The 26,347-nt window shown below is 68.6% G+C and carries 24 protein-coding genes and 1 tRNA gene; 9 read left to right on the forward strand and 16 right to left on the reverse strand.

The features are described 5' to 3' along the window. Window positions 1–5: 5 nt before the first annotated feature. Window positions 6–536 carry a hypothetical protein gene (locus tag ACW175_RS12145; RefSeq protein WP_492104708.1) on the forward strand — a complete coding sequence of 177 codons (531 nt, stop codon included), beginning with the start codon at window positions 6–8 and terminating at the stop codon, window positions 534–536. On the opposite strand, the gene ACW175_RS12150 is transcribed toward ACW175_RS12145, so the two are convergent. From ACW175_RS12150 to ACW175_RS12205, 12 genes are all read right to left on the reverse strand, one after another. Then, complete coding sequence (locus ACW175_RS12150; protein ID WP_492104709.1) at window positions 537–1,235, reverse strand: winged helix-turn-helix domain-containing protein; 699 nt, start codon at window positions 1,233–1,235, stop codon at window positions 537–539. It lies immediately after the preceding gene. A 7-nt stretch (window positions 1,236–1,242) separates the two neighbouring features. After that, window positions 1,243–3,828: an ATP-binding protein gene (locus tag ACW175_RS12155; protein ID WP_492104952.1), complete on the reverse strand. Its 2,586-nt coding sequence runs from the start codon at window positions 3,826–3,828 to the stop codon at window positions 1,243–1,245. Window positions 3,829–3,936: 108 nt separating this feature from the next. Continuing rightward, window positions 3,937–4,515 carry a potassium-transporting ATPase subunit KdpC gene (gene kdpC / locus ACW175_RS12160; RefSeq protein WP_492104710.1) on the reverse strand — a complete coding sequence of 193 codons (579 nt, stop codon included), beginning with the start codon at window positions 4,513–4,515 and terminating at the stop codon, window positions 3,937–3,939. A 20-nt stretch (window positions 4,516–4,535) separates the two neighbouring features. Next, entirely contained in the window at window positions 4,536–6,608 is a 2,073-nt protein-coding gene (gene kdpB / locus ACW175_RS12165; protein WP_492104711.1) for a potassium-transporting ATPase subunit KdpB, read from the reverse strand. 18 nt (window positions 6,609–6,626) lie between these two features. After that, window positions 6,627–8,336 carry a potassium-transporting ATPase subunit KdpA gene (gene kdpA, locus ACW175_RS12170; RefSeq protein WP_492104712.1) on the reverse strand — a complete coding sequence of 570 codons (1,710 nt, stop codon included), beginning with the start codon at window positions 8,334–8,336 and terminating at the stop codon, window positions 6,627–6,629. 13 nt (window positions 8,337–8,349) lie between these two features. Next, window positions 8,350–8,442, reverse strand: coding sequence for a potassium-transporting ATPase subunit F (locus ACW175_RS12175; RefSeq protein ID WP_143324376.1), 93 nt, complete (start codon window positions 8,440–8,442; stop codon window positions 8,350–8,352). Window positions 8,443–8,636: 194 nt separating this feature from the next. After that, the gene (locus ACW175_RS12180; protein WP_099577983.1) at window positions 8,637–8,843 is read right to left on the reverse strand and encodes a hypothetical protein; all 207 of its coding nucleotides are present in this window, start codon (window positions 8,841–8,843) and stop codon (window positions 8,637–8,639) included. Window positions 8,844–9,059: 216 nt separating this feature from the next. Continuing rightward, window positions 9,060–9,866: an MBL fold metallo-hydrolase gene (locus ACW175_RS12185; protein WP_492104713.1), complete on the reverse strand. Its 807-nt coding sequence runs from the start codon at window positions 9,864–9,866 to the stop codon at window positions 9,060–9,062. Continuing rightward, the gene (locus tag ACW175_RS12190) at window positions 9,863–10,651 is read right to left on the reverse strand and encodes a TatD family hydrolase (protein WP_492104714.1); all 789 of its coding nucleotides are present in this window, start codon (window positions 10,649–10,651) and stop codon (window positions 9,863–9,865) included. Before ACW175_RS12190 ends, ACW175_RS12185 begins: the two co-directional genes overlap by 4 nt. Beyond that, on the reverse strand, window positions 10,648–11,652 hold the full coding sequence (locus tag ACW175_RS12195) for a DNA polymerase III subunit delta' (RefSeq protein ID WP_492104715.1): 1,005 nt from the start codon (window positions 11,650–11,652) through the stop codon (window positions 10,648–10,650). Before ACW175_RS12195 ends, ACW175_RS12190 begins: the two co-directional genes overlap by 4 nt. Next, window positions 11,652–12,278: a dTMP kinase gene (gene tmk / locus ACW175_RS12200; protein WP_492104716.1), complete on the reverse strand. Its 627-nt coding sequence runs from the start codon at window positions 12,276–12,278 to the stop codon at window positions 11,652–11,654. The genes ACW175_RS12195 and tmk overlap by 1 nt, the downstream gene beginning before the upstream one ends. 55 nt (window positions 12,279–12,333) lie before the next feature. After that, the gene (locus ACW175_RS12205; protein ID WP_492104717.1) at window positions 12,334–13,344 is read right to left on the reverse strand and encodes a septal ring lytic transglycosylase RlpA family protein; all 1,011 of its coding nucleotides are present in this window, start codon (window positions 13,342–13,344) and stop codon (window positions 12,334–12,336) included. A gap of 105 nt (window positions 13,345–13,449) precedes the next feature. Here ACW175_RS12205 and ACW175_RS12210 point away from each other — a divergent pair. From ACW175_RS12210 to ACW175_RS12225, 4 genes are all read left to right on the forward strand, one after another. Next, window positions 13,450–13,539 (forward strand) — tRNA-Ser (locus tag ACW175_RS12210). Window positions 13,540–13,576: 37 nt separating this feature from the next. Further along, window positions 13,577–14,485 (forward strand): class I SAM-dependent methyltransferase, encoded by a 909-nt coding sequence (locus ACW175_RS12215; RefSeq protein ID WP_492104718.1) that lies wholly within the window; start codon window positions 13,577–13,579, stop codon window positions 14,483–14,485. Continuing rightward, entirely contained in the window at window positions 14,485–15,225 is a 741-nt protein-coding gene (locus tag ACW175_RS12220; RefSeq protein WP_492104719.1) for a pseudouridine synthase, read from the forward strand. The genes ACW175_RS12215 and ACW175_RS12220 overlap by 1 nt, the downstream gene beginning before the upstream one ends. Next, window positions 15,218–15,451, forward strand: a complete 234-nt coding sequence (locus ACW175_RS12225) for a sulfurtransferase TusA family protein (protein WP_492104720.1) — start codon at window positions 15,218–15,220, stop codon at window positions 15,449–15,451. The genes ACW175_RS12220 and ACW175_RS12225 overlap by 8 nt, the downstream gene beginning before the upstream one ends. On the opposite strand, the gene ACW175_RS12230 is transcribed toward ACW175_RS12225, so the two are convergent. Together ACW175_RS12230 and ACW175_RS12235 are read right to left on the reverse strand one after the other, a co-directional pair. Then, entirely contained in the window at window positions 15,420–16,385 is a 966-nt protein-coding gene (locus ACW175_RS12230; protein ID WP_492104953.1) for a YihY/virulence factor BrkB family protein, read from the reverse strand. The two genes, ACW175_RS12225 and ACW175_RS12230, sit on opposite strands and share 32 nt — an antisense overlap. 174 nt (window positions 16,386–16,559) lie before the next feature. Further along, window positions 16,560–17,687 (reverse strand): CaiB/BaiF CoA transferase family protein, encoded by a 1,128-nt coding sequence (locus tag ACW175_RS12235; protein WP_492104721.1) that lies wholly within the window; start codon window positions 17,685–17,687, stop codon window positions 16,560–16,562. A 216-nt stretch (window positions 17,688–17,903) separates the two neighbouring features. Here ACW175_RS12235 and ACW175_RS12240 point away from each other — a divergent pair, with 216 nt between their 5' ends. The 4 genes from ACW175_RS12240 (at window position 17,904) to ACW175_RS12255 (ending at window position 23,033) form a co-directional block, all read left to right on the forward strand. Continuing rightward, entirely contained in the window at window positions 17,904–19,229 is a 1,326-nt protein-coding gene (locus ACW175_RS12240; RefSeq protein WP_492104722.1) for a diguanylate cyclase domain-containing protein, read from the forward strand. Window positions 19,230–19,319: 90 nt separating this feature from the next. Then, complete coding sequence (locus ACW175_RS12245; RefSeq protein ID WP_492104723.1) at window positions 19,320–19,979, forward strand: DsbA family oxidoreductase; 660 nt, start codon at window positions 19,320–19,322, stop codon at window positions 19,977–19,979. A gap of 35 nt (window positions 19,980–20,014) precedes the next feature. Next, window positions 20,015–20,539 carry a CcdC protein domain-containing protein gene (locus ACW175_RS12250; protein ID WP_492104724.1) on the forward strand — a complete coding sequence of 175 codons (525 nt, stop codon included), beginning with the start codon at window positions 20,015–20,017 and terminating at the stop codon, window positions 20,537–20,539. A gap of 256 nt (window positions 20,540–20,795) precedes the next feature. After that, window positions 20,796–23,033: a DEAD/DEAH box helicase gene (locus ACW175_RS12255; protein ID WP_492104725.1), complete on the forward strand. Its 2,238-nt coding sequence runs from the start codon at window positions 20,796–20,798 to the stop codon at window positions 23,031–23,033. A 39-nt stretch (window positions 23,034–23,072) separates the two neighbouring features. On the opposite strand, the gene ACW175_RS12260 is transcribed toward ACW175_RS12255, so the two are convergent. Together ACW175_RS12260 and ACW175_RS12265 are read right to left on the reverse strand one after the other, a co-directional pair. Next, window positions 23,073–24,254, reverse strand: a complete 1,182-nt coding sequence (locus tag ACW175_RS12260) for a BaiN/RdsA family NAD(P)/FAD-dependent oxidoreductase (protein ID WP_492104726.1) — start codon at window positions 24,252–24,254, stop codon at window positions 23,073–23,075. A gap of 55 nt (window positions 24,255–24,309) precedes the next feature. Next, window positions 24,310–26,154: a methyl-accepting chemotaxis protein gene (locus ACW175_RS12265; protein WP_492104727.1), complete on the reverse strand. Its 1,845-nt coding sequence runs from the start codon at window positions 26,152–26,154 to the stop codon at window positions 24,310–24,312. Window positions 26,155–26,347 lie beyond the last annotated feature (193 nt).

The raw sequence follows: 26,347 nt of genomic DNA on the forward strand, positions 1-26,347 counted from the left end.
TCTAGATGACCAAGCTGCTGCTCGCCGCCGCGATCGCCCTCATCGCCGCCCCTGAACTCGCTGGGGCCGCCGAGCCCGCCGAGCCAGCGGTGATCGCCGCGTTGAAGGCTTGCCGCGCCCTCACGGCCGACGCCGAGCGGCTGGCTTGCTACGACAAGGCCGCCCAGTCGGTGACCAAGGCCCAGGAAACGGGCGAGGTCATCATCATCGACAAGCAGACGGCCCGCGCCGCGCGCCGCCAGGCGTTCGGCCTGGAGTTGCCGACACTGTCGATCCTCGACAAGGGCGCCGACAAGGCCGAGACCGAGAAGATGCAGTCCGTGGTGAAGAGCGCCCGCGTCGACGCCGAGCAACGGCTAGTGGTCACGCTGGAGGACGGCGCGGTGTGGCGTCAGATCGATGACACCATGCTCGGCAAGCCGCCCAAGGCCGGCGACACCATCGAGGTCAGAAAGGCCGCCATGGGCAGCTACATGATGAAGATTGGCAGCCAGCCAGCCATACGCGTGCGCCGCATCGAGATCGGTGGGCGCTGATCAAGCCCCGTCGTCGACGAAACGGTAGCCGACGCCAGGCTCGGTCTGCAGAAGCTTCGGCGACGCCGGGTCCGCCTCCAGCTTCTGGCGAAGTTGGCCGACGAAGACGCGCAGATATTGGGTGTCCCGCGCGTGCGCGGGTCCCCAGACGGCGGTCAGCAGCTCCTTGTGGGTCAGCACCTTGCCGTGTCCGAGAGCCAGACGGACCAGCACATCGTATTCGCGCGGCGACAGCTTCACGGCCTCTCCGGCGCGGGTGACGCGACGCTTCTCCAGATCGATCTCGACCTCGCCGGCGCGGATCGGCCCGCTGGGGGCCTGGGCCCGCCCGGCCTGGCGCATGGCGGCGCGCAGACGGGCCAGAAGTTCGCCGACCCCGAAAGGCTTTTCGACATAGTCATTGGCGCCTCGGTCCAGGGCCTCGATCTTCTCGATCTCGCGGTCGCGGGCCGACAGGATCAGGATCGGACCATCGTAAAAGGCCCGGGCCTTTTCCAGCACATCCTTGCCGTCCATGTCGGGCAAGCCGAGATCCAGCACCACGGCGTCGGGCGACCACAGGGCGATGGCGCGCAGGCCCTCCTGACCGCCGTCGGCGCGGAGCGGCTCGTAGCCGGCCGCGTCCAGAGCCGGGCCCAGGAAACGGTGGATCTGCGGCTCGTCGTCGATGACGAGGATGCGTTGGCGTCCTGTGTTCATCAGCGGCTCATAGCAGATCGCGCGGCGTGGCGACGGCCTTGGGCAGGCTGATCAGCACCCGCGTGCCGCGCCCGTCGCGGATCGGGCTGGCGGCGGCGATCCGGCCGCCCATGGCGTCGACGAAGCCCTTGGCGATGGCCAGGCCCAGGCCAGCGCCCTGATGACGATCGCTGGGCTCCTCCATGCGGTGGAACTTGTCGAAGATCCGCTCCAGCTCGGCGGGCGGTACGCCCCTGCCCTCGTCCTCGACGCTGATCACGACATTGCCGCGATCCTCGTAAGCAGCGAGTTCGATCCGGCTGCTCGGTTCACTGTAGGTGATGGCGTTTTCCAGGATGTTGACAATGACTTGTTCCAACAGGCTCGCGTCCGCCTGGACCAGAGTCAGAGACCCAGGATAGTCTCGAACCAGGCCGCGTCCGCCCAGGCGGCGCGTCACCCGCTCGGCGGCGGCGTTGAGCACATCGCGCACGTCGACCCAGTCGGTGCGAAGCTTCAGCCCGCCGCCCTCCAGGCGGGTCATGTCCAGCAGATTGGCGACGTAGCGGCTGAGGCGCTCGGCTTCCTCGCGGATGCTGATCAGCAGGTCATCGCGCACGGCCTTCTTCATCTTGTCGCCGTAGTCGAGCAGGGTGCTGGAAGCCCCCAGCACGGTCGACAGCGGCGTGCGGAGGTCATGGCTGACCGAGTTCATCAGCGCCGAACGGAAGCGGTCGGCCCGGCGCAGGGTCTCGGTCTCGAGCGCCTCGGACGCCAGTTGCGAGCGCTCCAGCGCCACGGCGCCCTGTTCCAGCAGCGCCAGGACCAGGCGCTCCAGGTCCGAGCCCGGCGGGGCGGCGCCGGCTTCCACGCCGGCCACGCCGGTGCGGGCGCGCACGCCCTGCAGCGGCCAGAAGGTCCAGCGGGCTTGCGGCAGCGTGCCGGTCCCGAAGCCCGCCGCCTCGCCCTTTTCCCAGGCCCAGCGCGCGGCGGCCATCTGGGCCGCGTCGAGCGGCTCCAGGCCGGGCGCGCCGGCGGTCGGGACGATCTCCGCGTCACGCGGCAACAGCACCATCGAGCGCCCACCCGCCGCGGCGGCGACCTGCTCGGCCAGGGCGTGGGCGACGGCGTCCCTGCCCGTGGCCGCTGACAGCGTCCGGCTCGCGGCCAGCAGGGTGGCGACGGCGGCGGCGCGGCGCTGCGAGCCCACGGCCTGATCGCGAACCCGCCCCGCCAGGCCACCCGACGCCAGGGCCACGGCCCAGAACACCACCAGGGTGATGAAGTCCGTCGGCGAGCCGATCGCCAGGCTGTAGCGCGGCTCCAGGAACAGGTAGTTGTAGATGAAGAAGGCCACGGTCGCGGCGACCAACGCCGGCCTCAGCCCGTGCAGCACGCCGGCGGCCAGGACAGCGGCCAGAAAGATCATCCCCAGATCGACGTGGTCGAAGACGACGTCCAGCCCCCAGGCGCCGAGCGTGGCGGCGACAACGAACAACGCGCCGACGGCATAGCCCCGCCAGGCGCCCAGGCCGAAAGGCTTTGTGGGTTTCGACTGCCGCTCATGGCTGGCTTCGGTGACCACGTGGACGGCGACGCCCCGCGCCTCGCGCAGCAGGGCCACCGCGAGCGACCGACCCAGAAGCTCGCGCCACCGGCTCTCGACCGATTTGCCGATGACGATCTGGGTGACATTGCTGCGCCGGGCATAGGCCATGACGGTCGCGACGATATCGCCGCCCGTCAGCGCGACGGTCGTCCCGCCCAACTGTTCCGCCAGACGATAGGCTTCGCTGAGTCGGGCCGCGCTGCCCTCGCCCGCCGCCGGACGATCGGCGCGCTCGACGTGGGCGACGATCCAGGGCGCGTCCATCATCATGTCCGACAGCCGCCGCCCGGCGCGGACCAGAGAGCCAGCCATGGCGTCGCCGCTGACCAGGACCAGGATCCGCTCGCCCGCCGCCCATGGGCCCTCGACGCCCTTCTCGCGCATGGCGGCGACCAGTTGGTCGTCGACGGTCTGGGCCGCGCGGCGCAGGGCCAGTTCGCGCAGGGCGGTGAGGTTCTCGACCTTGAAGAAGTTGTCCGCCGCCAGACGCGCGGTCTCGGGAACATAGACCTTGCCCGCCGCCATCCGCTCGCGCAGCTCTTCGGGCGTGATGTCCACCAGCTCGATGGAGTCGGCCCGGGACAGGGCGCTGTCGGGGACCGTCTCGCGCTGGCGCACGCCCGTGATGCGCAGGATCACCTCGACCAGACTTTCCAGGTGCTGGACGTTCAGGGTGGTCCAGACGTCCACGCCGGCGGCCAGCAGTTCCTCGACATCCTGCCAGCGCTTGGGATGGCGCGAGCCGGGCGCGTTGGAGTGGGCGTATTCGTCGACCAGCAGCACCTTGGGCTTGCGCGCCAAGGCTTCGTCGAGGTCGAACTCCATCAGCACATTGCCGCGATGCTCGATCGACTTGCGCGGCAGGAGCTCCATGCCGCGCAGCAGGCTTTCGGTCTCGCGGCGGCCGTGGGTCTCGACGACGCCGATCAGGACGTCGACGCCCTCGGCCTTGCGGCGGCGGGCGGCGCGCAGCATCTCGTAGGTCTTGCCCACCCCCGGGGCCATGCCCAGAAGCACCTTGAGGCGCCCCCGGCGCGCACGATTGGCGGCGGCCAGGAGCGCCTCGGGATCGGGACGCCCAGGTTCGTTGTGGGAGCGATCCTCGGTTGGCAACTAGCCGTCCTTCGGGAAACGCGCGTCGAGCGCCCGGTTGACGGCCAGGACATTCACCGCCGGCTGGCCGATGAAGCCCAGTAGCGGCGCCGTGGTGTGGGCGTCAATCACCGCCTCAACCTCGCCCACGGGCACGCCGCGCGACCGGGCGATCCGGGGCGCCTGGAAGCGGGCGTTGGCGGGCGAGACGGCCGGATCCAGGCCCGAGCCAGAAGTGGTGACCGCATCGGCCGGGATGGCCACGCCGGGGTTCTCGGTCCGCAGCACGGCTGCGTCGGTCTTCTCCCGCGCGATCAGCTTGTCGTTCAGCGGACCCATGTTCGAGCCGCCCGACGCCGAGGCGTCATAGCCGTTACCCGCCGCCGAAGGACGCGGATGCAGATATCGCGGCTTGCTGAAGCCCTGGGCGATCAGGGACGAGCCGACGACCGTCCCCTTGGCGTCCTTGACCAGACTGCCGTTGGCCTGGGCCGGGAAGGCCGCCTGGGCGACGCCGGTGACGGCCAGGGGATAGGCGACGCCCAGGAGCGCCATGAACAGGCCCATCGAGACCAGGGCCGGGCGAAGGTGAGAAATCATGGGATTTGTCTCCGAAAGGATCAGGCCAGGCCCAGGGCCGAGATGATCAGGTCGATCAGCTTGATGCCGACGAACGGGGCGATCAGACCACCCAGGCCGTAGACCGTAAGGTTGCGCGACAGGAGCTTGCCGGCGCCGATGGCGCGATACTTCACGCCCTTCAGGGCTAGCGGGATCAGCGCCGCGATGATCAGGGCGTTGAAGATCACCGCCGACAGGATCGCGCTCTGGGGGCTGTGCAGATGCATGACGTTCAGCGCGCCCAGGGCCGGCAGGGCGACCACGAACATCGCCGGGATGATGGCGAAGTACTTGGCCACGTCGTTGGCGATCGAGAAGGTCGTCAGGGCGCCGCGGGTGATCAGCATCTGCTTTCCGACCTCGACGATCTCGATGACCTTGGTCGGGTCGCTGTCGAGATCGACCATGTTGCCGGCCTCGCGAGCGGCCTGGGCGCCGGTCTGCATGGCCACCCCGACATCGGCCTGAGCCAGGGCGGGCGCGTCATTGGCGCCGTCGCCGCACATGGCCACCAGCCGGCCCTTGGCCTGCTCGTCGCGCATCAGGCGCAGCTTGTCCTCGGGCGTGGCCTCGGCGAGGAAGTCGTCGACGCCGGCTTCCGAGGCGATGGCCGCGGCGGTCACCGGGTTGTCGCCGGTGATCATCACGGTGCGCAGGCCCATGCGGCGCAGATCGGCGAAACGGGCCTTCACGCCGGGCTTCACAACGTCCTTCAGGTGGATGACGCCGACCAGGGCGCCGTCCTCGCTGACGGCCAGGGGCGTGCCGCCCGAGCGAGCGATACGGTCCACCGCGGCGTTGACCTCGGCCGGGACGGTCTTCGGATCCAGGGCCAGCGAGCGGTAAACCGCGTCGACCGCGCCCTTGCGCCAGCTGCGGCCACCGGCGTCCAGGCCCGACTGACGAGTCGTGGCGCTGAAGGCGATGGCGGTCGCGCCTTCCGGCGCCTCGACCACGACGCCCTGGTTGCGGCCCAGCTCGATGATCGAGCGGCCCTCCGGAGTCTCGTCGGCCATGGAGGCCATCAAAGCCGCGCGGAGCGCGATATCGGCACGCACGCCGGGGGCCGGGATCACCTCGGTGGCCATGCGGTTGCCGAAGGTGATGGTGCCGGTCTTGTCCAGCAACAGGGTGTCGACGTCGCCGGCCGCTTCCACGGCCCGGCCCGAGGTGGCCAGGACGTTGACCTTCAGCAGGCGGTCCATGCCGGCGATACCGACGGCGGACAGGAGGCCGCCGATGGTCGTGGGGATGAGCGTGATGAACAGCGCCCCCAGCACGATCGGGTCCAGATTGACGCCCGAGAACTTGCCCAGGCCCAGCAGGGTGACGACCGCGATCAGGAAGATCAGGGTCAGGCCCGCCAGCAGCACGGCCAGGGCGATCTCGTTGGGCGTCTTGCGACGGTCCGCGCCCTCGACCATGGCGATCATGCGGTCCAGGAAGGTCGAGCCCGGCGCGGCGGTGACGCGGATCTTCAGCCAGTCGGAGACCAGTGTGGTGCCGCCGGTGACCGCGGAACGGTCGCCGCCGCTCTCGCGGATGACCGGCGCGCTTTCACCGGTGATGGCGGCTTCATTGACGCTGGCGATGCCTTCGATGATCTCGCCGTCCGTCGGGATGACGTCTCCAGCCTCGACCAGGATGATCTCCCCTACGCCGAGCTTGTGGGCCGGGGTCGGGATCCAGGTTCCGGTGTTGGGATCGACGATCAGCTTGGCCTTGGTGGTGACGCGAGCAGCGCGCAGGCTGTCGGCCGCCGCCTTGCCGCAGCCTTCGGCGACGCTTTCGGCCAGGTTGGCGAACAGCACGGTGGCCCAGAGCCAGAGGGCGACCTGAAGGGCGAAGCCCGCCGACTGGTGCGAGACCAGGGCCGCGACCGCCGAGATGGTCGACAGCAGGGCCACGATCCAGGTGGCGAAGATCACAGGATTGCTGGTCAGCTTGCGCGGATCCAGCTTCACGAAGCTGTCCTTGGCCGCGCGGGCCAGGACCGCCCCGGAGAGGCCGCCGGCGAGCGCGCGCCCGCTCTTCTGGGGGCCCTCGCCAGAATGGGTTTCAACGGTTGTCATGGGAGTGATCGCCTTCGATCAATGGCCGGCCACGAAGGCGAGCGCTTGGAAGTGCTCGACGATCGGACCCAGGGCCAGAGCGGGGAAGAATTGCAGGCCGCCGAGGATCAGGATCACCCCGATCAGGAGGCCGACGAAGAGACCGCCGTGCGTGGGCAGCGTACCGGCCGACGGCGCCAGCTTGGGCTTGGCCGCCAGGGCGCCGGCGATGGCCAGCACCGCGACGATCGGCGGGAAGCGGCCCAGCATCATGGAGACGCCCAGGGTCGTGTCCCACCACGGCGCATTGGCCGTGAGTCCCGCGAACGCCGAGCCGTTGTTGGCCGTCGCCGAGGTGTAGGCGTAGAGGATCTCCGACAGGCCGTGCGGGCCAGTGTGCATCAGGCCCTTGAGGGCTTCGGGCAGCACCGCGGCGATGGCCGCGAACCCCAGGGTCGAGACCGGGATGGCCATGACCGCCAGGATCGACAGCTTCACTTCGCGCGCTTCGATCTTCTTGCCCATATATTCCGGCGTGCGGCCCACCATCAGGCCAGCGACGAACACGGTCAGGATGGCCATGACCACCATGATGGCGATGCCCGAACCGATGCCGCCGGGCAGGATCTCGCCCAGGTGCATCAGGAACATCGCCATGCCGCCGCCCAGCGGCATAAGGCTGGCGTGCATGCCGTTGACCGAACCGTTCGAGGCGCCGGTCGTGGCGGCGGCCCAGGCGGCGGTGGCCGGGGCGCCGAAGCGTACTTCCTTGCCTTCCATGTTGACGGTCGTCTCGACCCCGGCGGCCATCTGGGCTGGCGGCGTGCGGGTCTCGGCCGCGTAGATGGTCGCCGCGCCGGCGAACAGCAGCACGGAGGCGGCGATCACCAAGGCGCGAATGTCCTTCTTGGCGAGGGCGCTACGACCGAAGGCGAAGAAGGCGGCCCAGCCCAGCACATTGATCGAGGTCGCCGTGATCAGGTTGGTCAGCGCGGACGGGTTCTCGAACGGGTGCGCGGAGTTGGCGTTGAAGATCCCGCCACCGTTGATGCCCAGCATCTTGATGGCTTCCTGCGAGGCTACCGCGTAGAGCGAGATCTTCTGCTCGGCGCCTTCCATCGTCTGGGCCAAGACGCCCGCCGACAGGGTCTGGGGCAGCCCCAGGGCGACCAGCAGCACCGCCAGCACGAACGAGAGCGGCAGCAGCACATAGAGCGTGGTGCGGACCAGGTCGGCCCAGAAGTTACCGACACCCTCGCCGCGGTTGGCCGTGAAGGCCCGCGCCAAGGCGGCGGCCACGGTCGCGCCGGTCGCGGCCGAGACGAAGTTCTGGGTGGTCAGGACCAGCATCTGGCTGAGCGTCGACATGGTCGTCTCGCCCGCATAGCTCTGCCAGTTGGTGTTGGTCACGAAGCTGATGGCGGTGTTGAACGCCAAGTGCCCCGACAGGCCAGCGAAGCCCTGCGGGTTCAAAGGCAGCACGCCCTGCAGGCGCAGCACCGCGTAGGTGAACAGAAAGCCCATCAGGTTGAACGCCAGCAGCGCCAGGGCATAGCCATGCCAGGTCTGGCTCTTCTTCGGGTCGACCCCGCAGGCGGTGTAGAAGACGGCTTCGAACGGCTTCATTACCGGATCGAGCCAGGTGCGCTCGCCATTCCAGACGCGCGACATGAAAACGCCCAGCGGCCAGCCGATCGCGACCGCCAGGCCAAGCGTGAGGGCGATCTCCGCCCACCCTTGCCAATTCATAGGGGTATGTCCGTCAGAACTTGTCGGGTCGCAGCATCGCCGCGACCATGTAGCCGGCGACGACGATCGCCCCGGCGGCCCACAGGAAGTTCACGAGCATGGTCACACGCGCCTCAGCGCGGCGGCGAAAGCGCCGAACAGGGCGAACAGGCCAACCGCCAGCGCCCCGAAGATAAGATCAGCCATAACGGCCTCCTTTGGTGTCGGAGGCCATGGACCATGTCCGGGCGTAAGGGCTCTATGCCGAAGCGGAGCCGCCGCATAAGGGCGGCATAAAGATCGACTCCCCGCAGGACGCGCTTAGGCCGCGAGCCTGGCGTCGAGCGCGGCCAGCTTGGCCAGTATCCGATCGAGGGTCGAGCGCTTCACCGGCTTGCCGTCGCGCAGCTTGGTCCAGGTGGTTTCGCTGATCGCGTAGCAGTCGAACAGGTGCTCGCGCGTCACCGCCGGCAGGCGCGAGCGGAGGCGCTGGAAGATCTCTCGGGATATGGTGACGGTTTCGGCCATGGGATGGTGTGGTCAATGACGCTCGGGAAGGTGACCCTACCGCGTCCCTATGACGGTGTTGTTGGACGAGCTTATTTCAACGCTGTTACGTAAAGCCAAGTTTTCGCCAAACTTGGCAAAAGTTGCCGCCAAGCGTGCCTTTCGACGCCCAAAACGCATACAGGCGCTGTTCGGGGCGGCGCTGTTGGAGAACTCCGCCACCGTCCGAAAAGTTGCCTAGACCGTGAACCGCAGGCCGTCGTAGCCCGCCTCGACCCCCGGCGGCAGACGCGCGGACAGGGCGTTGTAGTCCAGGTCGATGTGCAGGTTGGTCAGGATGGCCCGCTTCGGCCTGGCCTTGCCGATCCACTCCAGGGCCAGGTCGACGTGGGCATGGGTCGGATGCGGCGTCCAGCGCAGGGCGTCGACGATCCAGACGTCGAGATGGGCCAGGTCCGCCCAGCTGCCGTCCGGAATGGCGCGGACGTCGGGGGTATAGGCCACGCCGCCGAACCGGTAGCCGACCGCGCGGATCTCCCCGTGGTCGACGTCGAAGGTGTGGACCGGGATCGACCCGCTAGGCCCGTCGATCTGGAAGTCCTGGCCCAGCGGCGGGATCAGGCGCGGCTCCAGGATAGCCGGATAGCCGCCCCGGGTCTCGAAGACATAGCCGAACCGCGTCAGCAGGCCATCATGCGTGGCCTGGTCCATCCAGGTGGGGATGCGGACCCGCTGCTTCAGGAAGAAGGGCCGCAGGTCGTCGATGCCGTGGGCCTGGTCGGCGTGGTCGTGCGTATAGAGGGCCGCATCGACGCGCTTTACCCCCGCCGTGGCGGTTTGCAGTCGCAGGTCGGGTGAGGTGTCGACGATGACGGTGGTCTCATGGCGCGCCCCGCCCTCGCCTTTGCGGCGGACAAGCAGTGAGCAGCGCGATCGGTGGTTCTTGGGCTCGGCCGGATCGCAGTCGCCCCAATCGCCGTCGGCGCGCGGAACGCCGCCGGACGAGCCGGAGCCCAGGATGGTGAACTCCAGCGGGCCGGTCATGGACGAGGGATCCGGTCGAACAGGTTGAAGAAGGCGTCCTCGGTGCGGGCTTCCGTATCCGCCCGGCTCCAGCCCCGGATCTCGGCCAGCTTGTCGTAGACATGCGGCAGATAGGCCGGCTCGTTGCGACGGCCGCGCATCGGCACGGGGGCCAGGTACGGGCAGTCGGTCTCGACGATGATCCGGTCGGCGGGCATGTCGCGGATCACCTCGCGCACGTCCTCGGCCGCCTTGAAGGTCGCGATGCCCGAGACCGAGAACCAGGCGCCCAAGGCCATGGCGCGGGCGGCCAGCGCCGGACCGCTGGTGTAGCAGTGCATCAGGATCTTGAACGGCCCGGCGGCGTACTCCTCCTCGAGGATCTGGCCCATGACGTCGTCGGCCTCGCGGGTGTGGACCACCAGCGGCAGGCCGCTCTCGCGGGCGGCGACACAATGCTGGCGGAACACGGCCGCTTGCACCTCGCGGGGCGACAGGTCGTAGTGGAAGTCCAGGCCGCACTCGCCGATGCCGATGACGCGCGGGCGCTGGGCCAGTTCGATCAAGCGCGCGGCGGTCAGGTCTGGATCTTCCTTGGACTCATGCGGGTGCGTGCCGACCGTGCACCAGATGTCGGGCTCGGCCATGGCGATCGCGTGGACGGCCTCGAAGGACGAGACCTTGTCGCAGATGGTGACCATCAGGGCGATGCCGGCTTCGCGGGCGCGGGCGATGACGGCGTCCTTGTCCTCGGCGAACTGGGGCGCGTGGAGATTCACGTGGCTGTCGATGAGCATGCCGCTCAAATCGCCGTCTTGGCCGCCGCGCGCAAGTCCGAGATGACGCTCCAGAACACATCGGCGCGGTCGAGGTTCACGGCCTCGGCCTCGCCGGGCACGTTGGACAGCCGCTCCCACACGGCCGCCCAGCGGTCGAGACCGGGCGAGTTCTTGCCATCGGCCGCCACCTGGGTGGCGAAGATCCGCACCTGGTCGGCCATGCGCTCCATCAGGAGCTCGAACCGCGCCGCGCCCTCGCCGCCCCGGAAGGTGTCGGTCAGAGCGAGGAGCGCGCCCTCGTCCAGCTTGGGCAGACCGCGCAGTATCTCGTTGGCGGCGTCGTCCATCTCGATCGCCTTGGCGGCTGCCAGCTGCAGCGCCTTGCCCGGCGCGCCGTGGGCCATGCGGGCCAGACGTTCGGCGTCGCGCTCGGAGACGTCGGCCATGCGCTCGACCATCTCGGCGGCGGCCCGCACGCCTGGCGCGGGCACGACCAGGCGACGGCAGCGCGAGCGAATGGTCGGCAACAGCTTGCCCGGCGCGTGGCTGATCAGCAGGATCACCCCGCGCGGCGGCGGCTCCTCCAGCGTCTTCAGCACGGCGTTGGCGGCGTTGACATTCAGGTCGTCGGCCGCGTCGATGATCGCCACGCGATAGGGCGAGACGGCCGGCGAATTGGCGAAGAATTCCGGCAGGCGGCGGGCCTCGTCGACCGGGATCGACTTGCGGGCCTTGCCGTCGTCGGTCAGGCGCTCCAGCACCATCAGGTCCGGATGCGAGCGGGCGGCGACCTGCCGGCTGACCACGTCGGAGGGCGCGGCGCCCAGCAGGCCCATCGACGGATCGGGCTTCGCGCCCAGCAGGCGACGGGCCATGCGATAGGCCAGCGTCGCCTTACCCACGCCCTCCGGGCCGGTCAGCAGCCAGGCGTGGTGCAGACGGCCCCGATCCAGCGCGTCGAGGAACGAGGCCTCGGCGGCGGACTGGCCGTCCAGGCCGTAGACGTCGCGTGGATGGGCCGGGGTCATCAGAGATCCAGCCGCTGGGTCACGGCCTCGACAATCGCGGCGGTCACGGCGTCCAGCTCGGCGTCGGCGTCGATGACGACGCAGCGCTCGGGCTCCTGGCGGGCGATCTCCAGATAGCCGGCGCGCAGGCGCTGGTGGAAGTCGAGCCCCTTGGATTCGAACCGGGCCGCGCCGCCCCGCGCCTCGGCCCGGCTCAAGCCGACCTCGGCCGGCAGATCGAGAATCAGGGTCAGGGTCGGGACCGAGCCGTTCAAAACATGGACTTCCAGCGCCGCGATCAGGCTGGCCGGCGCATCGCCGCCCGCGCCCTGATAGGCCCGTGTGGAATCGGCGAAGCGGTCGCAAAGCACGACCTTGCCCTGCGCTAGCGCCGGACGGATAACCCGCTCCAGGTGGTCGCGGCGCGCGGCGTACATCAACAGGGTCTCGGTGACCGGCGACCAGCGATCGGCCGAACCGTTGACCAGCAGATCGCGGATCGCCTCGGCGCCGGGGCTGCCGCCCGGCTCGCGGGTGACGACGACGTCATGGCCGGCCGCTCGCAGCCGCTCGGCCAGGCGGCGGATCTGGGTGGACTTGCCCGCCCCCTCCCCGCCTTCGAAACTGATGAAAGAACCCTGGGTCACCCGGCCTCATTCGACCGGTTTCCAGGGCTTGTCCAGAGGTGGTTGCGGCCCCTCGTTACGGACGAAGAACCGTCGCGCCCTGATAGCCCAGCGACTCGACCCGCTGGCGCAGGCTCCACGCCTCGCCCTCGTTAGGACCGGCCGACACGGTGACGCGGTAAAGCGTGCCGCTGGCCCGCTCGATGGCGTCGATCTTCGCCTCGCCCGCGCCCGAAAGCTGGCGCACGGCCCTTTCGGCGTTCTCGCGGCTGGAGAACGAGCCGGCCTGGACCCGGAAACCGGACTTGCCAGCCGAGGCATAGACGCGATCGGGGACGCGATCGGGCGGATTGATCGGCGGGGCCGACTGCTGGACGGGCGCGCTCCACTCCGGATCGGGCTGGCGCGACGGAATGACCTGCACGCGCTGGCTCGGTTCCTGGATATCGTCAAAGCTGCGCTCGCGCGGCGGCGGCGGCGCGGACTGCGTGACGGCGTACTGGCGCGGACCATCGAAGGCGTTCTTGGGGGCCGGACCGACATATTTCACCCGCACGCGGGCGACGCCCTGACGGTAATAGCCGAGCTGCTGAGCAGCGGCCTTGGACAGGTCGATGACGCGACCGTCGACGAACGGCCCGCGGTCGTTAACCCGCACGATCATTTTCTTGCCGTTGTCGAGATTGGTCACCTCGACCAGGCTCGGCAGAGGCAGGGTCTTATGAGCCGCCGACGGGATGTCCATGTCGAAGATTTCGCCGTTGGATGTGCGGCGGTTGTGGAACTGCGCGCCGTACCACGAACCGACGCCGACGACGTTGTAGTCCTTGTCCTGGCGCGGATAATACCACACGCCGTTGATCTGATACGGCTTTTCGGTGCCGCGCAACGGCTTGCCGTCGCGGCCGACCGTCGAGCCGGAGCGTGGCGACGAACCGCGCGTGGTCTCGTTGCGGGCGCTGGCCGTGTAGCCGGACTTGCCTAGATCGTATTTCGGCGTGGCGCAGGCGGCGAGGCTCACGGCCGCCAGGGCCATCAGGCCCAGGTTGCGCGCAATTCGCCAAACCTGATCGATACGCTGGTTCATCCGATGGTCGTCCAGGCGGGTCGCACCCCTTCCGAGCGCAGATCATCGCCGGTTTGTTTTGAAGTCTGGTTAAGGCGCCGACGCGCTGATATAGCCGCCTGCTCCGGGCAGGTGGCCGAGTGGTTTAAGGCAGCGGTCTTGAAAACCGCCGTAGGTGAAAGTCTACCGTGGGTTCGAATCCCACCCTGCCCGCCAGAGCTCTTGGCGACCGGAAAACCCTTTCAGGACAAGCATGTCGGCTTCCAATACCGCGATCTATGGCCAGGCCGATCATGACCTGGCGCCATCCGCGGCGGACGCCGTGCAGTTGTCGCCGCTGGTCGTCGGCGCCAGCGACATCGCCTCCATTCCGGACGAATCCTTCGCCGCCGTGACCGTCCGCGCGCCCGCCGGCGCGGTGGAGCGACGATTTGTCCTCGCCCAGGCGTTGCGCGTTCTGGCCCAAGGCGGCCGCATGACCGCCTTCGCGCCGAAGGACCGCGGCGGCCTGCGCCTGAAAAAGGAACTCGAGGCCCTCGGCTGCGAGGTCGGCGAGAGCGCCCGTCGCCACAACCGCATCTGCCTGGTGGTTCGCCCCGCCGTGATCAAGGGCCTTGCCGAAGCCGTCGCCGCCGGAGCCCCGCGCCAGATTTCCGAGAACGGCCTGTGGACCCAGCCTGGCGTGTTCAGCTGGGACCGTCTGGACGCCGGCACCAACGCCCTGCTGCAGGTCCTGCCGCCGTTCGCCGGGACCGGCGCCGATTTCGGCGCGGGCATCGGTCTCCTGGCCCTGCACGTCCTGGCCGAGCGCAAGGTGACCAAGCTGACCCTCGTCGAGCTGGACCGACGCGCGCTCGATGCGGCCCGCCACAATGTCACCGATCCGCGCGCCGACTTCATATGGAATGATGTCCGTCAGACCGAATTGAAGGATCTGGACTTCATCGTCAGCAACCCGCCGTTCCACGAGGGCGGTGGCGAGGACAAGACCCTGGGCCAGGCCTTCATCGCCTCGGCCGCCGGCGCACTGCGCAAGGGCGGGACCTTGTGGATCGTGGCCAACCGCCATCTGCCGTACGAGGCGATCCTCGGGGAGAGCTTCGCCAAGGTCCGGCTGGTCGCCGAGGGTGGCGGCTACAAGGTTTTCGAGGCCCGCAAGTAATGGCCAAGGCCCTCATGGCCCGGCTGGATCGGCTGCTGGCCAACCTCGGCTACGGCAGTCGCAAGGAGGTCCAGACTCTGGTCGCCAGCGGCAAGGTCATCCTGGACGGCAAGGTGCTGAAGGACGCCGGAGTCCGCATCGCCGTCGACGCGACGTTGCCCGAGCGCATGAGCATCCGGGGCGTCGCGGTCGATCCGCCGGCTCCGCTGGTGCTGCTGATGCACAAGCCGCTGGGCGTGACCTGCTCGCACAAGGAAGATGGCGAGAAGATCTACGACCTGCTGCCGCGCCGCTGGCGGGTGCGGGACCCTGGCCTGTCGACCGTCGGCCGGCTGGACAAGGACACCAGCGGCCTGATCCTGATCACCGACGACGGCGACTTCCTGCACCGGGTGATCTCACCCAAGCGCCATGTGCCCAAGACCTATCTGGCTACGCTTGACCGACCCCTGGCCGGCTCGGAGGGCGTGGTGTTCGCCGCCGGGACGCTGATGCTGGAGGGCGAGGAAAAGCCGCTGCTGCCGGCCCAGCTCGACGTCGTCGACGGCAAGACCGCCAGGCTGACGATCACCGAAGGCCGCTATCATCAGGTGCGCCGGATGTTCGCCGCCGTCGGCAACCACGTGGTCACGCTGCACCGCGAGCGGATCGGCGGCCTCACCCTGCCCATCGACCTGGAGCCTGGCCAATATCGCATCCTGCCGGCCAACGAGGCAGAGGCGGTGTTCGCCGATGCCTGATCCGATCCTGGTCGACGCCCGCGGCCATCATTGCCCAGTGCCAACCCTAAGACTGCGCAAGGCTCACGAGGCCGCCGCGCGGGGCGCTGAGCTCGTCCTGCTGGCCACCGATCCGATGGCGCGGATCGACGTCCCGCACTTCGCCGCTCAGATCGGCGCGACCGTGCTGGAGATCAGCGACCAGGACGGCGGCGTCATCCGTTTTCGAGTTCAGAAGGCGTCTTAAGGGGGATCGCCCTCGGACCTTCCAGCAGGGCGCGAGGGCGTTCATCCAGGGCGATCTCGACCTCGGTGGCCAGGGCCCCGCCAAAAAAGATGGCGTTCACGCTCCACGACAACCAGATCAGGAAGATGATCACCGCCGAGATCGAGCCGTAGGTCGCGCCCAGGTGGACGATCTTCTCGACATAGAAGGCGCTGGCCCACGACATGAACACGCAGAGGGCCGCCGCCGCGACGCCGCCCGAGATCGCGGCGCGCCAGCCAACCACCTCGCGCGACATGGCGTAGCGGTAGACCAGACTCATGCCGACCACGATGCCGAAGCTGGCCCAGGTCCATTCCGACTGGATCCACGAGACCCCGGCCAGCGGCTTCAGATCCATGGCCGAGCCCAGCAGGCGCAGGGTCAGGAAGACACCCGACATGAAGAACAGCAGGCCAAAGGCGGCCATCAGCACCAGCAGCGCCATCAGGTTGAAGCCGAAGAAGCCACGCTGATCCTCCTCGTCGTGGATGAACGACAGGCCGGCCAGCAACGCCTTGAAGCCGCGGTGGGCGGCGTAGGCGCCGACGACCAGCACGACGCCGCTCTGTAGCGAGATGGTCTGGCCGGGCGCGTGGGCCAGGCGCGAAAGCTCGTCCTGAAACATCGAGCGGGCGCCGGAGGGAATCAGTTCGGCCAGCTTGGTCGCCTGGCGCGCGGCGCTCTCGGGCGTCAGGAAGAAGCTGTAGAGACCGATCAGAATCGCCAGCCCGGGAAACACGGCCAGCAGCGCGAAAAACGAGACGCCGCCGACATATAGCATGACGTCGCGGCCCCACAGGCGCGACAGGGCCAGGCCCAGAACGCGGAGGATTTCACGAACCCAGTGGATCGGATCAAGCTGAAGGTCGCGCCAACGAATGTGGTGCTGCGGATCTTGCATCCGGCGGACCATGGCGATGCGAGCCCCCAGAGTCAAAGACGCGCCGCCTAGGGGAAGGCGACGCGTCTCCGCAGGAAGTCCCTGTGAACCGGACGCCGCATCGAGGGACGGATGGCGCGACGGCCGGTCGACACACGCAATCTGGGACTTCGCGCCTGAACCGAACCTGAACGCGATCAGCAGGTTTCAGAGCGCTCCCGCCGTCTTCAGCCCGGCGATGGCGTCGGCCGAGAATCCCCAGTCGGCCAGGGCCTCGTCATTGTGGGCCCCGATCTTCGGCGGCGGTCGTTGGATGACGCCCGGCGTGGCCGAGAAGCGCGGCGCGGGCGCGGGCTGGACGACGCCGGCGACCTCGACAAAGGTCTCGCGGGCGGCGTTGTGCGCGTGGCTGGGCGCCTCGTCCATGGTCAGGACGGGGGCGAAACAGACGTCCGTGGCGTCCATGATCGCGCACCAGTCGTCACGGGACTTGGTCTTGATCACCGCCGCCAGCTTCTCGCGCAGCTCCGGCCACTCCTCGCGGCTCATCTGATGCTGGAACTGCGGGTCGGAAATCCCCGTCTTTTCCAGGAGAAGCAGGTAGAACTGCGGCTCGATCGAGCCGATCGAGATCCACTTGCCGTCGGCGCATTCGTAGGTGTCGTAGAAGTGCGCGCCGCCGTCGAGAAGGTTGGTCCGCCGGCCTTCGTTCCACATGCCGCCGGCCTTGAATCCGTAAAACATGGCCATCAGCGAGGCCGCGCCGTCGCTCATGGCGCAGTCGATCACCTGGCCCTGCCCCGTCGCGCGGGCATGGATAACCCCGGCCAGCAGGCCGAAGGCCAGGTAGAGGGCCCCGCCTCCGAAGTCGCCGACCAGGTTCAGCGGCGGCACGGGCTTGTCGCTCGTGCCGATCGCGGCCAGGGCCCCAGTGATGGCGATGTAGTTCATGTCATGGCCGGCGGCCTTGGCGTAGGGCCCCGTCTGGCCCCAACCGGTCATGCGCCCGTAGACGAGCTTGGGGTTACGAGCCAGCGCCTGGTCCGGTCCCAGGCCCAAGCGCTCCATGACCCCCGGTCGAAAGCCCTCGATCAGCCCATCGGCGCTTTCCAGCAGCTTCAGGCAGGTCTCGATCGCCTCTGGGTGCTTGAGGTCCAGCGCCACGGAGCGGCGGCCGCGCGCGGTCACATCTGCCGGCGAGCCGCGACCTTGCCCCTTGCGGTCGATCCGCACCACGTCCGCGCCAAGGTCCGACAGCAGCATGCCGCAGAACGGTCCCGGACCGATGCCGGCGAACTCGACGATCTTCAGTCCTGAAAGCGGCCCCTGGCCCATGATCGATCTCCCTATCGGCTCTACGAACGCGGCCGGTTTCGATCACTAGAACGACCCTGACGTTCGGTCAGGCAAGCCCTCACGGGCGTGGTATCGAAAACACCCCCAGCCTGCGGCGTTCCGGAGCTTTGACCGCGCAAAGCCTCTGCTATGTTGCAGCGTCGAATCTCAGGGCCGGTGTGGGCGGTCCCCATGAGATTTCGGGCGGAGGTTGGTTTGGCGGTTGACGCCCGGATCCTGATCGTGGCGCGCGACGATGTTCGCGCCGGACCGCTGGCCGAAGGGCTGGACCGGTTGGGCTGGCGCACGATCACCGCCCGCGGCCCCTATGCCGCCCTCGCCGCCCTCGGCGACTTGCCGATCGAGGCCGTCATCGTCGACCTGGCCAGCGCTGGTCCCGAGACCCAGACCCTGGCCCGCCGACTGAAAGCCGCCGTGGCCCCGCGTCGTCTCCCGGTCATCGCCATCGGCGACCCGGACGGCGACTATCGCAATCAGGCCTTCGACCTCACCCTCTCGCCGCCGCTGCACCCGTCTCAGGCCGCCCTGCGCCTGGAGAGCCTGGTGCGGACCGCGATCGCCGAGGAAGAGTTCGAGCTCCGCCTGGAGACTTTCGGCGAGCGCGGACGGCGCCTCGATCTGCCCGAGCCGCCGGACACGCCTGTCCGCATCCTGGCGGTCGGCGAGCCGGCCCCGCAATTCCTGGCCCTGTCCAACGCCCTGCAGGCCAGTGGAGCCGAGGTGGTCGGCGCCTTCACCGCCTACACGGCCTTCGACTACCTGCACGAGCGGGCCTTCGACTCGGTGGTGCTGTGGGCCGGCGACAGCCAGCAGGAAGCGCTGTCGATCGCGGCCGGCATGCGCCGCAACACACGCCTCTTTCACATCCCGGCCCTGCTCTATCTGAAGGCCGAAAGCTATGTGACCATGTCCGAGGCGTTCCATCGCGGCGTGTCCGATGTGGCCTCGCCCGAAACGCCCGAGATCGAAACGGCCCTGCGCGTCATGGAGCTGGCCCGTAGCTACCGACGCGGCGAATCGATCCGCGGCGCGCTGGAAAAGGCCCGCAGCTCGGGCTTGATGGACGCCGCCACGGGACTCTTCACCCGCGACCTGTTCGCCGCCCACCTCGCACGCCTGGCCAAGGCCGCGACCGAGCGCGCCCGACCGTTGTCGATCTGCGTGCTACGAGTCGCCGACAAGCCCGAGACCGTCTGGGCCCGCCAGAACGGCTGGCTTGACCGCGCCATCCCGCAGATCGGCTCGATGATCGGTCGCCTGGTCCGCGTCGAGGACACCTCGGCACGCCTGGCGACTGAAGTCTTTGCCCTGGCCTTGCCGGCGACCAATCTGGGCGCGGCCAAGGCCGCCGCGGAGCGGATCGCCGCCGTGATCGGCTGCACCGCCTTCGACGCCGGCGAGGATCGCCCGCCGTTCGTCTGCGAATTCGACATCGGGGTTGCCGAGGTCCAGCACGGCGAAGGCGCTGTCCGGACCCTGGAGCGCGCCGCCGCCAACGCCCTGCGCCGCGAAGCCAGCTGAACCAAAGTCGAAGGTAAGATTGGGCGCCGTAACGGCAGCTCCTATATGGAACCTGTCCTGTAGCGGACAATAGTTCCCGAGGAGTACGCCGTGGCCCAGCAGCCCCAGACAGCCCCGCTGATCATCGACGTCGTCGCCGACGTCGTCTGCCCCTGGTGTTATCTCGGCTGGAGACGCCTGAAGTCGGCCCTGGCCCTGCGCCCCGACGTCGAGGCCAAGCTGATCTGGCGACCCTACCAGCTTGATCCGACCCTTCCCGAGGAAGGTGTCGACCGCAAGGCGTACATGGCCAGCAAGTTCAGGGACCCCGAGAAGCTGAAGGCCGTCCACGCGGCCCTGGTCGAGGGCGGCGCCGAGGAGGGCATCCGCTTCGACTTCGAGGCGATCGAATTCTCGCCCAACACCAACGCCGCCCATCGCCTGATCCGCTGGGCCTTGACGGCCGGCGCGCAGGACGCGGTCGTCGAGGCGCTGTTCAAGGCCTATTTCACCGACGGCCTCGACATCGGCGACCCGATGGTGCTGGGCGACATCGCCGAGGCCGCCGGCATGGAGCGCTTGGTTGTGCTGCAACTTTTGTCGGAAGGCGCAGACAAGGAGGCCGTGGCCCGCGAGCACGCCATGGCCGTCCAAGGCGGCGTCACGGGCGTGCCGTTCGCTATCTTCGCGGGCAAGGTGGCCGTGGTCGGGGCGGAATCCGCGGAACGCATCACCCAGGCGATTGACCAGGCGCTGGCTTCGGGCGTCTGATCCGGACGACGTCGGAGTCGGGGGGCTTAAGCGCCATGGACCACAACAATCAGCGCATGATCAGCTACGCCATCAGCGGCACGGTGATCGCCCTGGTGCTGTTCTTCCGTATGCGACGGCTGACCCAAGAACGGCGACTGAAGCTAGAGCTGATGTGGATCATGCCGGCCGTGATGTTCGTGGCCATGGTCGCCCTTTTCTTCCAATTCCCGCCTCAGGGCATGGACTGGCTATGGCTGGGCGCGATCTTCACCGTCGGCGCGGTCATCGGTTGGTGGCGCGGCAAGCTGGTCCCCATCGCCATCGATCCCGAGACCCACCGCCTCAACACCAAGCCCTCGCCGGCCGCCCTGCTTTTCCTGCTGGGCCTGTTCGTCGCCCGTTTCGCCATGCGCGCCTACCTGGAGAGCAACGCGAGCGCCCTGCATATCAGCATCAGCCTTCTGACCGACGGCTTCGTCGTCCTGGCCGTGGGCCTGTTCGCGGTGTCGCGGATCGAGATGGCCCTGCGGGCCTGGGGCCTTCTTAAGGCCGCGCGCGCGGCCAAGGCGGCGGCCTAAACCACGCTTGCGGTCGACGGATAGCGCCCGATCCTTCACGACGCTTGCTTTTGGCCCCGCAACAGGCGCATAAGGCCGCTCATTAAGCCTCGTTTCTCCGCCCGAGCATCGTCTCGGCGGCGAAACGAGGCTATTTTCGTTGGAATTCGACCAATAAGCGGTCCGAGGGAAGCGTTACTGGCTTCAGGGGTCCGATTTGGTCATTGGCGCGAGCCGCGCGTTTTTGTGTGCGCGGCCGCAAATGAACTGGACCTAGATGCCCTTCCCCGCCTCCCACCCCGCTCTCGAGCGGGCTCTCGCCGCGCAAGGCTATGCCGAGCCCACCCCCGTCCAGGCCGCCGTGCTGGAAGCCGACGCCGAAGGCCGCGACCTGCTGGTCAGCGCCCAGACCGGCTCGGGCAAGACGGTGGCCTTCGGTCTGGCCGCCGCCCCCACCCTGCTGGGTGACGAAGAGATTCTCGGCCGCGCCGGCGCCCCGCTGTGCCTGGTCATCGCCCCGACTCGAGAACTGGCCATTCAGGTCAATCGCGAACTGACCTGGCTGTACGCCCAGGCCATGGCCGTCGTGGTCAACTGCGTCGGCGGCATGGACGCGCGTCGCGAACAGCGCGCCCTGAACTATGGCGCCCACATCGTGGTCGGCACCCCGGGCCGCCTGCGCGACCACATCGAGCGCGGCCACCTGGACCTGTCGGAGCTGAAGGTCGCCGTCCTCGACGAGGCCGACGAGATGCTCGACATGGGCTTCCGCGAGGACCTTGAGTTCATCCTCGACGCCGCCCCGGCCGAACGCCGCACCCTCCTGTTCTCGGCCACCCTGGCGCGCGAGATCGTGCAGTTGGCCAAGAACTACCAGAACGACGCCGTACGCATCGACACCGTCGGCCGCAACGAACCGCACCGTGACATCGAATATCGCGCCGTCCGCGTCGCGCCGAACGAAGTCGAGCACGCGGTCGTCAACCTGCTGCGCTTCTTCGAGAGCCCCGGCGCGCTGGTGTTCTGCAACACGCGAGAAAGCGTCCGTTCGATGCACGCCAAGCTTCGCGAGCGCGGCTTTGACGTCGTCGGCCTGTCGGGTGAACTGAGCCAGCGCGAACGCGCCGACGCCCTGCAAGCCCTGCGCGATGGCCACGCCCGCGTCTGCGTCGCTACCGACGTCGCAGCGCGCGGTCTCGACCTGCCGGACCTGGGCCTGGTGATCCACGCCGAACTGCCGGTCAACAAGGCCACCCTGTTGCACCGTTCGGGTCGTACGGGCCGGGCCGGCAAGAAGGGCGTCTCGGCCCTGGTCGTCCCCTACACCCGTCGTCGCAAAGCCGAGCAACTGCTGATGGCCGCCGGCGTCGAAGGCCAGTGGGGCGGCGCCCCGACCGCGGACGAGATCCGCGTCAAGGACACCGAGCGTCTGCTCGACGACCCGATCTTCAACGAGCCGGCGGTGGAAGAAGACACCGCCCTGGCCGAAGCCATGCTGGCCAAGCGCACGCCGCTGGAAATCGCAGCGGCGCTGATCCGCACCCGCCGCGCCAAGCTGCCGGCCCCGGAAGAGATCTATGACGATCCGCGCCACGGCGCCGATCCGGGTCCGCGCGGCCGCGAGCCGCGCGAGCCCCGCGACTTCGGCGGCGAGCGCGACTTCGGCGACCGCCCCGAGCGCGTCAGCATGGACGGGTCGGAGTGGTTCCGCCTCAACACCGGCCGTCGCAACAACGCCGACCCCAAGTGGCTGATCCCGCTGATCTGCCGCCTGGGCCACATCACCAAGAAGGACATCGGGTCGATCCGGATCTTCGACTACGACACCAAGTTCGAGATCTCGGCCGAGGCGGCCGTGAAGTTCGGCGCCGCGGTCCAGCAGACGGTGCGTGAAGACGTCTCGATCACCCCGACGGCGGCTCCCGCCGCCCGCGAAGCCGGTCCGCGCCGCGAATATGCGCCGCGTCCTCCGCGGGAACATGGGGCGCGCGACAACGACGCTCCGCGCGAGTACAAGCCGCGCCCGCCTCGTGACGATGCGCCGCGCGCGCCGCGCGCCAACGCGCCAGGCTCGCGTGATCATACCCCGCGCCCGTCCAGCTACGGCGACGACGGCGTCAGCAACGCCAAGCCGTACGGCCGTGGCGAAGAGCCGAAGGGCGACTACAAGCCCCGCGAGTTCAAGCCCCGCGCCCCGCGTGATGAAGCGCCGCGTCCGTACTCGCCGCAGGATTCCGACAGCCCCAAGCGGGCCTACAAGCCGCGCGCCGAAGCCGGCGCCGAGGCGCCGCGAGAGTTCAAGCCTCGCGCCCCGCGTGCGGATGGTGACGGCCCGAAGAAGCCCTTCAAAAAGGCGTTCGGCGATAACGCCGCCGGCGCCAAGCCGTACACGCCCAAGCCCTATGCCGGTAAGCGCGACGACGCGGGTTCCGGCAAGCCGTTCAAGGGCCCCAAGCCCTTCAAGGCCAAGAGCTTTGACGGCAAGCCGGCCGGTAAGCCGTTCAAGAAGAAGTAGTTAGACGAAGATCCTCCCCCTCGCGGGGGAGGATTTTTCTTATGCGGCCTGCCCCGCCGACCAGCCGGACGCCCAGGCCCACTGGAAGTTATAGCCGCCCAGCCAGCCGGTGACGTCGACGACTTCACCGATGAAATAGAGCCCCGGGATGGCCTTGGCCTCCAGGGTGCGCGAGTCCAGGGCGTCCGTATCCACGCCGCCCAGAGTCACTTCCGCCGTGCGATAGCCTTCCGAGCCCACCGGCTTGAAGGTCCAGGCGTTGACCGCCGTGGCCAACCGGCCCAGCACCTTGTCAGAGCAGTCGGCGATATTGCCTTTGGCCCCCTCCTCGTCCTCGGCGATCAGTTGCGCCACCCGCTTGGGCAGCAGGGTCGAAAGCACCGTCGCCACCGCCTGACGCGGCGACGCCGCGCGGGCCGCCTTCAGCGCCGCCAGGGCGTCGACGCCAGGGGCCATGTCGACCCGAATTTCGTCGCCTTCGCGCCAATAGGACGAGATCTGCAGGATCGACGGCCCCGACAGCCCCCTGTGCGTGAACAGCATCCCTTCGCGGAACTTCGTCTTGCCGTGGGCGACCACGGCGTCCAGCGCCACGCCTGACAGCGGCGTCAGCCGCGCCAGCATGCCGGCCTCGAAGGTCAGTGGCACGAGCGCAGGACGGGTCTCGACGATGTTAAGACCGAACTGCTTGGCGATCTCGTAACCCAGCCCCGTAGCGCCCATCTTCGGGATCGACTTGCCGCCGCACGCCACCACCAGTGACGCGCAGCGCACCGTGCCTGACGATAGTTCGACCTCGAAACCGGTCTCGGTCTTGGCCAGATCCTGAAAGCTCGTTTCCAGCCTTAGCTTGACGCCGGCGGCCTTCATCTCGGTCAGCAGCATGTCGATGATCTGCTTGGCCGAGCCGTCGCAGAACAACTGCCCCAACGTCTTCTCGTGGTAGGCGATGCCGTACCGCTCGACGAGCGCGATAAAGTCCTTGGGCCGATAGCGGCGAAGGGCCGACAGGGCGAACTTCGGGTTGGCCGACAGGAAATTATGGATCGACGCGCCGGTGTTGGTGAAGTTGCACCTCCCGCCGCCGCTGATGCGGATCTTCTCGCCGGGGGCCTTGGCGTGATCGATCACCAGCACCGAGCGCCCGCGCTTGCCGGCCTCGATGGCGCACATCATGCCGGCCGCGCCCGCGCCGATCACCAGGACGTCGAAGTTTTCCAAGGTCTTCCCGCTACTTGCTCTGGCCTCTTCGACCGGAGCCTGACGGCGGAGTCAATCAGCCCGCGTGGCGATAGCCTGGTCGCGAAGCCGCGTGCCGCCGTTGCGGCGCCGCCTTCGCGCTGACCTCGAAGCGGCCGATCATGCGGACGAGCCCGCTGATGTCGTTCTTCAGGGCGTGGCTGACGGCGGTGGCCTGTTCGACCATCGCCGCGTTCTGCTGCACCCCCTGGTCCATCTGATTGACGGCGGTGTTGACCGCGTTGAGGCCGGTCGCCTGCTCCTGGGCCGAGGCCGCCAGTTCGGACACCAGGGCGTCGATCTCTCCGACCTTGAGGACGATGCCGTCCAGCGCCTCGCCGGTCTGGCCGACCAGCCGCACGCCCTCGTCGACCTGGGCCGTCGAGGCGCTGATCAGGGTCTTGATCTCCTTGGCCGCATCCGCCGAGCGCTGGGCCAGGGCCCGCACCTCTTGGGCGACAACCGCGAAGCCACGACCGCTCTCGCCCGCTCGGGCGGCCTCCACCCCGGCGTTCAAGGCCAGGAGGTTGGTCTGGAAGGCGATCTCGTCGATGACGCCGACGATATTGCCAATCTGAGTCGAGGACCTCTCGATGCCGGTCATGGCCGCGACCGCGCCGCGCACGACCTCACCAGAGCGCTCGGCGTCCGAACGGGTGGAGGTGACGACGCGGCTGGCCTCACCGGCGCCCTGCGAGGCCCGGCGGACGGTGGCGGTGATCTCATCGAGGGCCGCGGCGGTTTCTTCCAGGCTGGCGGCCTGCTGCTCGCTGCGGCGGGCGGTGTTGTCGGCGGCCGCGGCGATCTCGTCGGCGCCGCTCCCCACGGTCCCGGCCACGGCGACAATGCCGCCCATCGCTTCGTCCAGTTGGGTGATGGCGGCGTTGAAGTCGTCACGGATGGTTTCATAGCCTCGCGGGAAGGCGTCCGTCAGGCGGACGGTCAGGTCGCCGTTCGACAAGCGGGACAGGGCGTTGGCCAGCCGCTCCATGGCGAAGGCCTGGTCCTTGGCGGCGGCCGAAGACACCGCTTCGCTACGGGCGCGCTCGCTGTCGCTGGCGGCCGAGATCCGGGCCTGTTCGGCTTCCGAAGAACGCAAGGCCACGGCGTTGTCCTTGAACACCTGGACGGCGCGGGCCATCAGCCCGACCTCGTCCTTTCGACCGCCCCCCACCACCTCGACGTCCAACTGACCCTCCGCCAGATCCGTCATACCGCGCGACAAAGACCGCAGCGGCCGCGAAATCTTCGACGAACCGATCCACAGGGCGAACAGCATGCCGCACGCCGCGGCGCCCAGGCCGAACAGAAGGGTCAGCCACGAGCCGGCGGCGGCCGACTTGCCGGCCGTCTCGACCATGGCCGCGGTCTGCTTGTTATAGACGTCGCCCCAGGCCTTGCCTTCCTTGGCCATGGCGTCGATGGCGGGATCGACCCGGCTCAGGCCGCTGACGGCGCCGGCGTCGTCGTTCTTCAGGGCTAGGTCGGCGGCGGACCGGGCGTCGGCATACGCCGCGTCCAGCTTGGCCTTCATCCCAACCGTATAGTCGGCGGTCGTCGGATCGGCGGCGGCGATCTTGTCGAGGCTCTCCATGCCCTCGCCATAGACCTTGTCGAGCTCCTTGGACGCCGCGGCGGCCTGCTCGGACGCGCCCTCGTAGGTCGCCGTCCGATGGGCCGCGTAGCCCATCATGCTGATCCGGCGCAGGAAACGGGCCGACTGCACCTCGGCCGGCGAGCGATGCTTGACCAGTTGCTCGGTGGCGGCCTCGGCGCGCTTCTGCTGCCAGACGCCCAGGCCGGCGCAGGCCAGCGTGGCGGCCGCCAGCACGGCGGCGGGCAACAGAACCTTGGACGATATCTTCAGGTCGTCGAGCTTCACGGCGTTTTCCCCACTACTCCCGACGCCACTACACGGCGCCGCCTGAGTTATTCCGTTCCCTGCGGACACCGGTGTCAGGCGAATCGTCATGCGCCGGCCCAATTGCACGCGAGAGTCCGGCTCGGACCGTAAATGAGCGCTTAAAAAGGCCCATACCGCTTGACCTTCGCGCGAGAGGCGCTACGACGCACGC

This window comes from Caulobacter sp. FV1ye6ST (assembly GCF_058681225.1).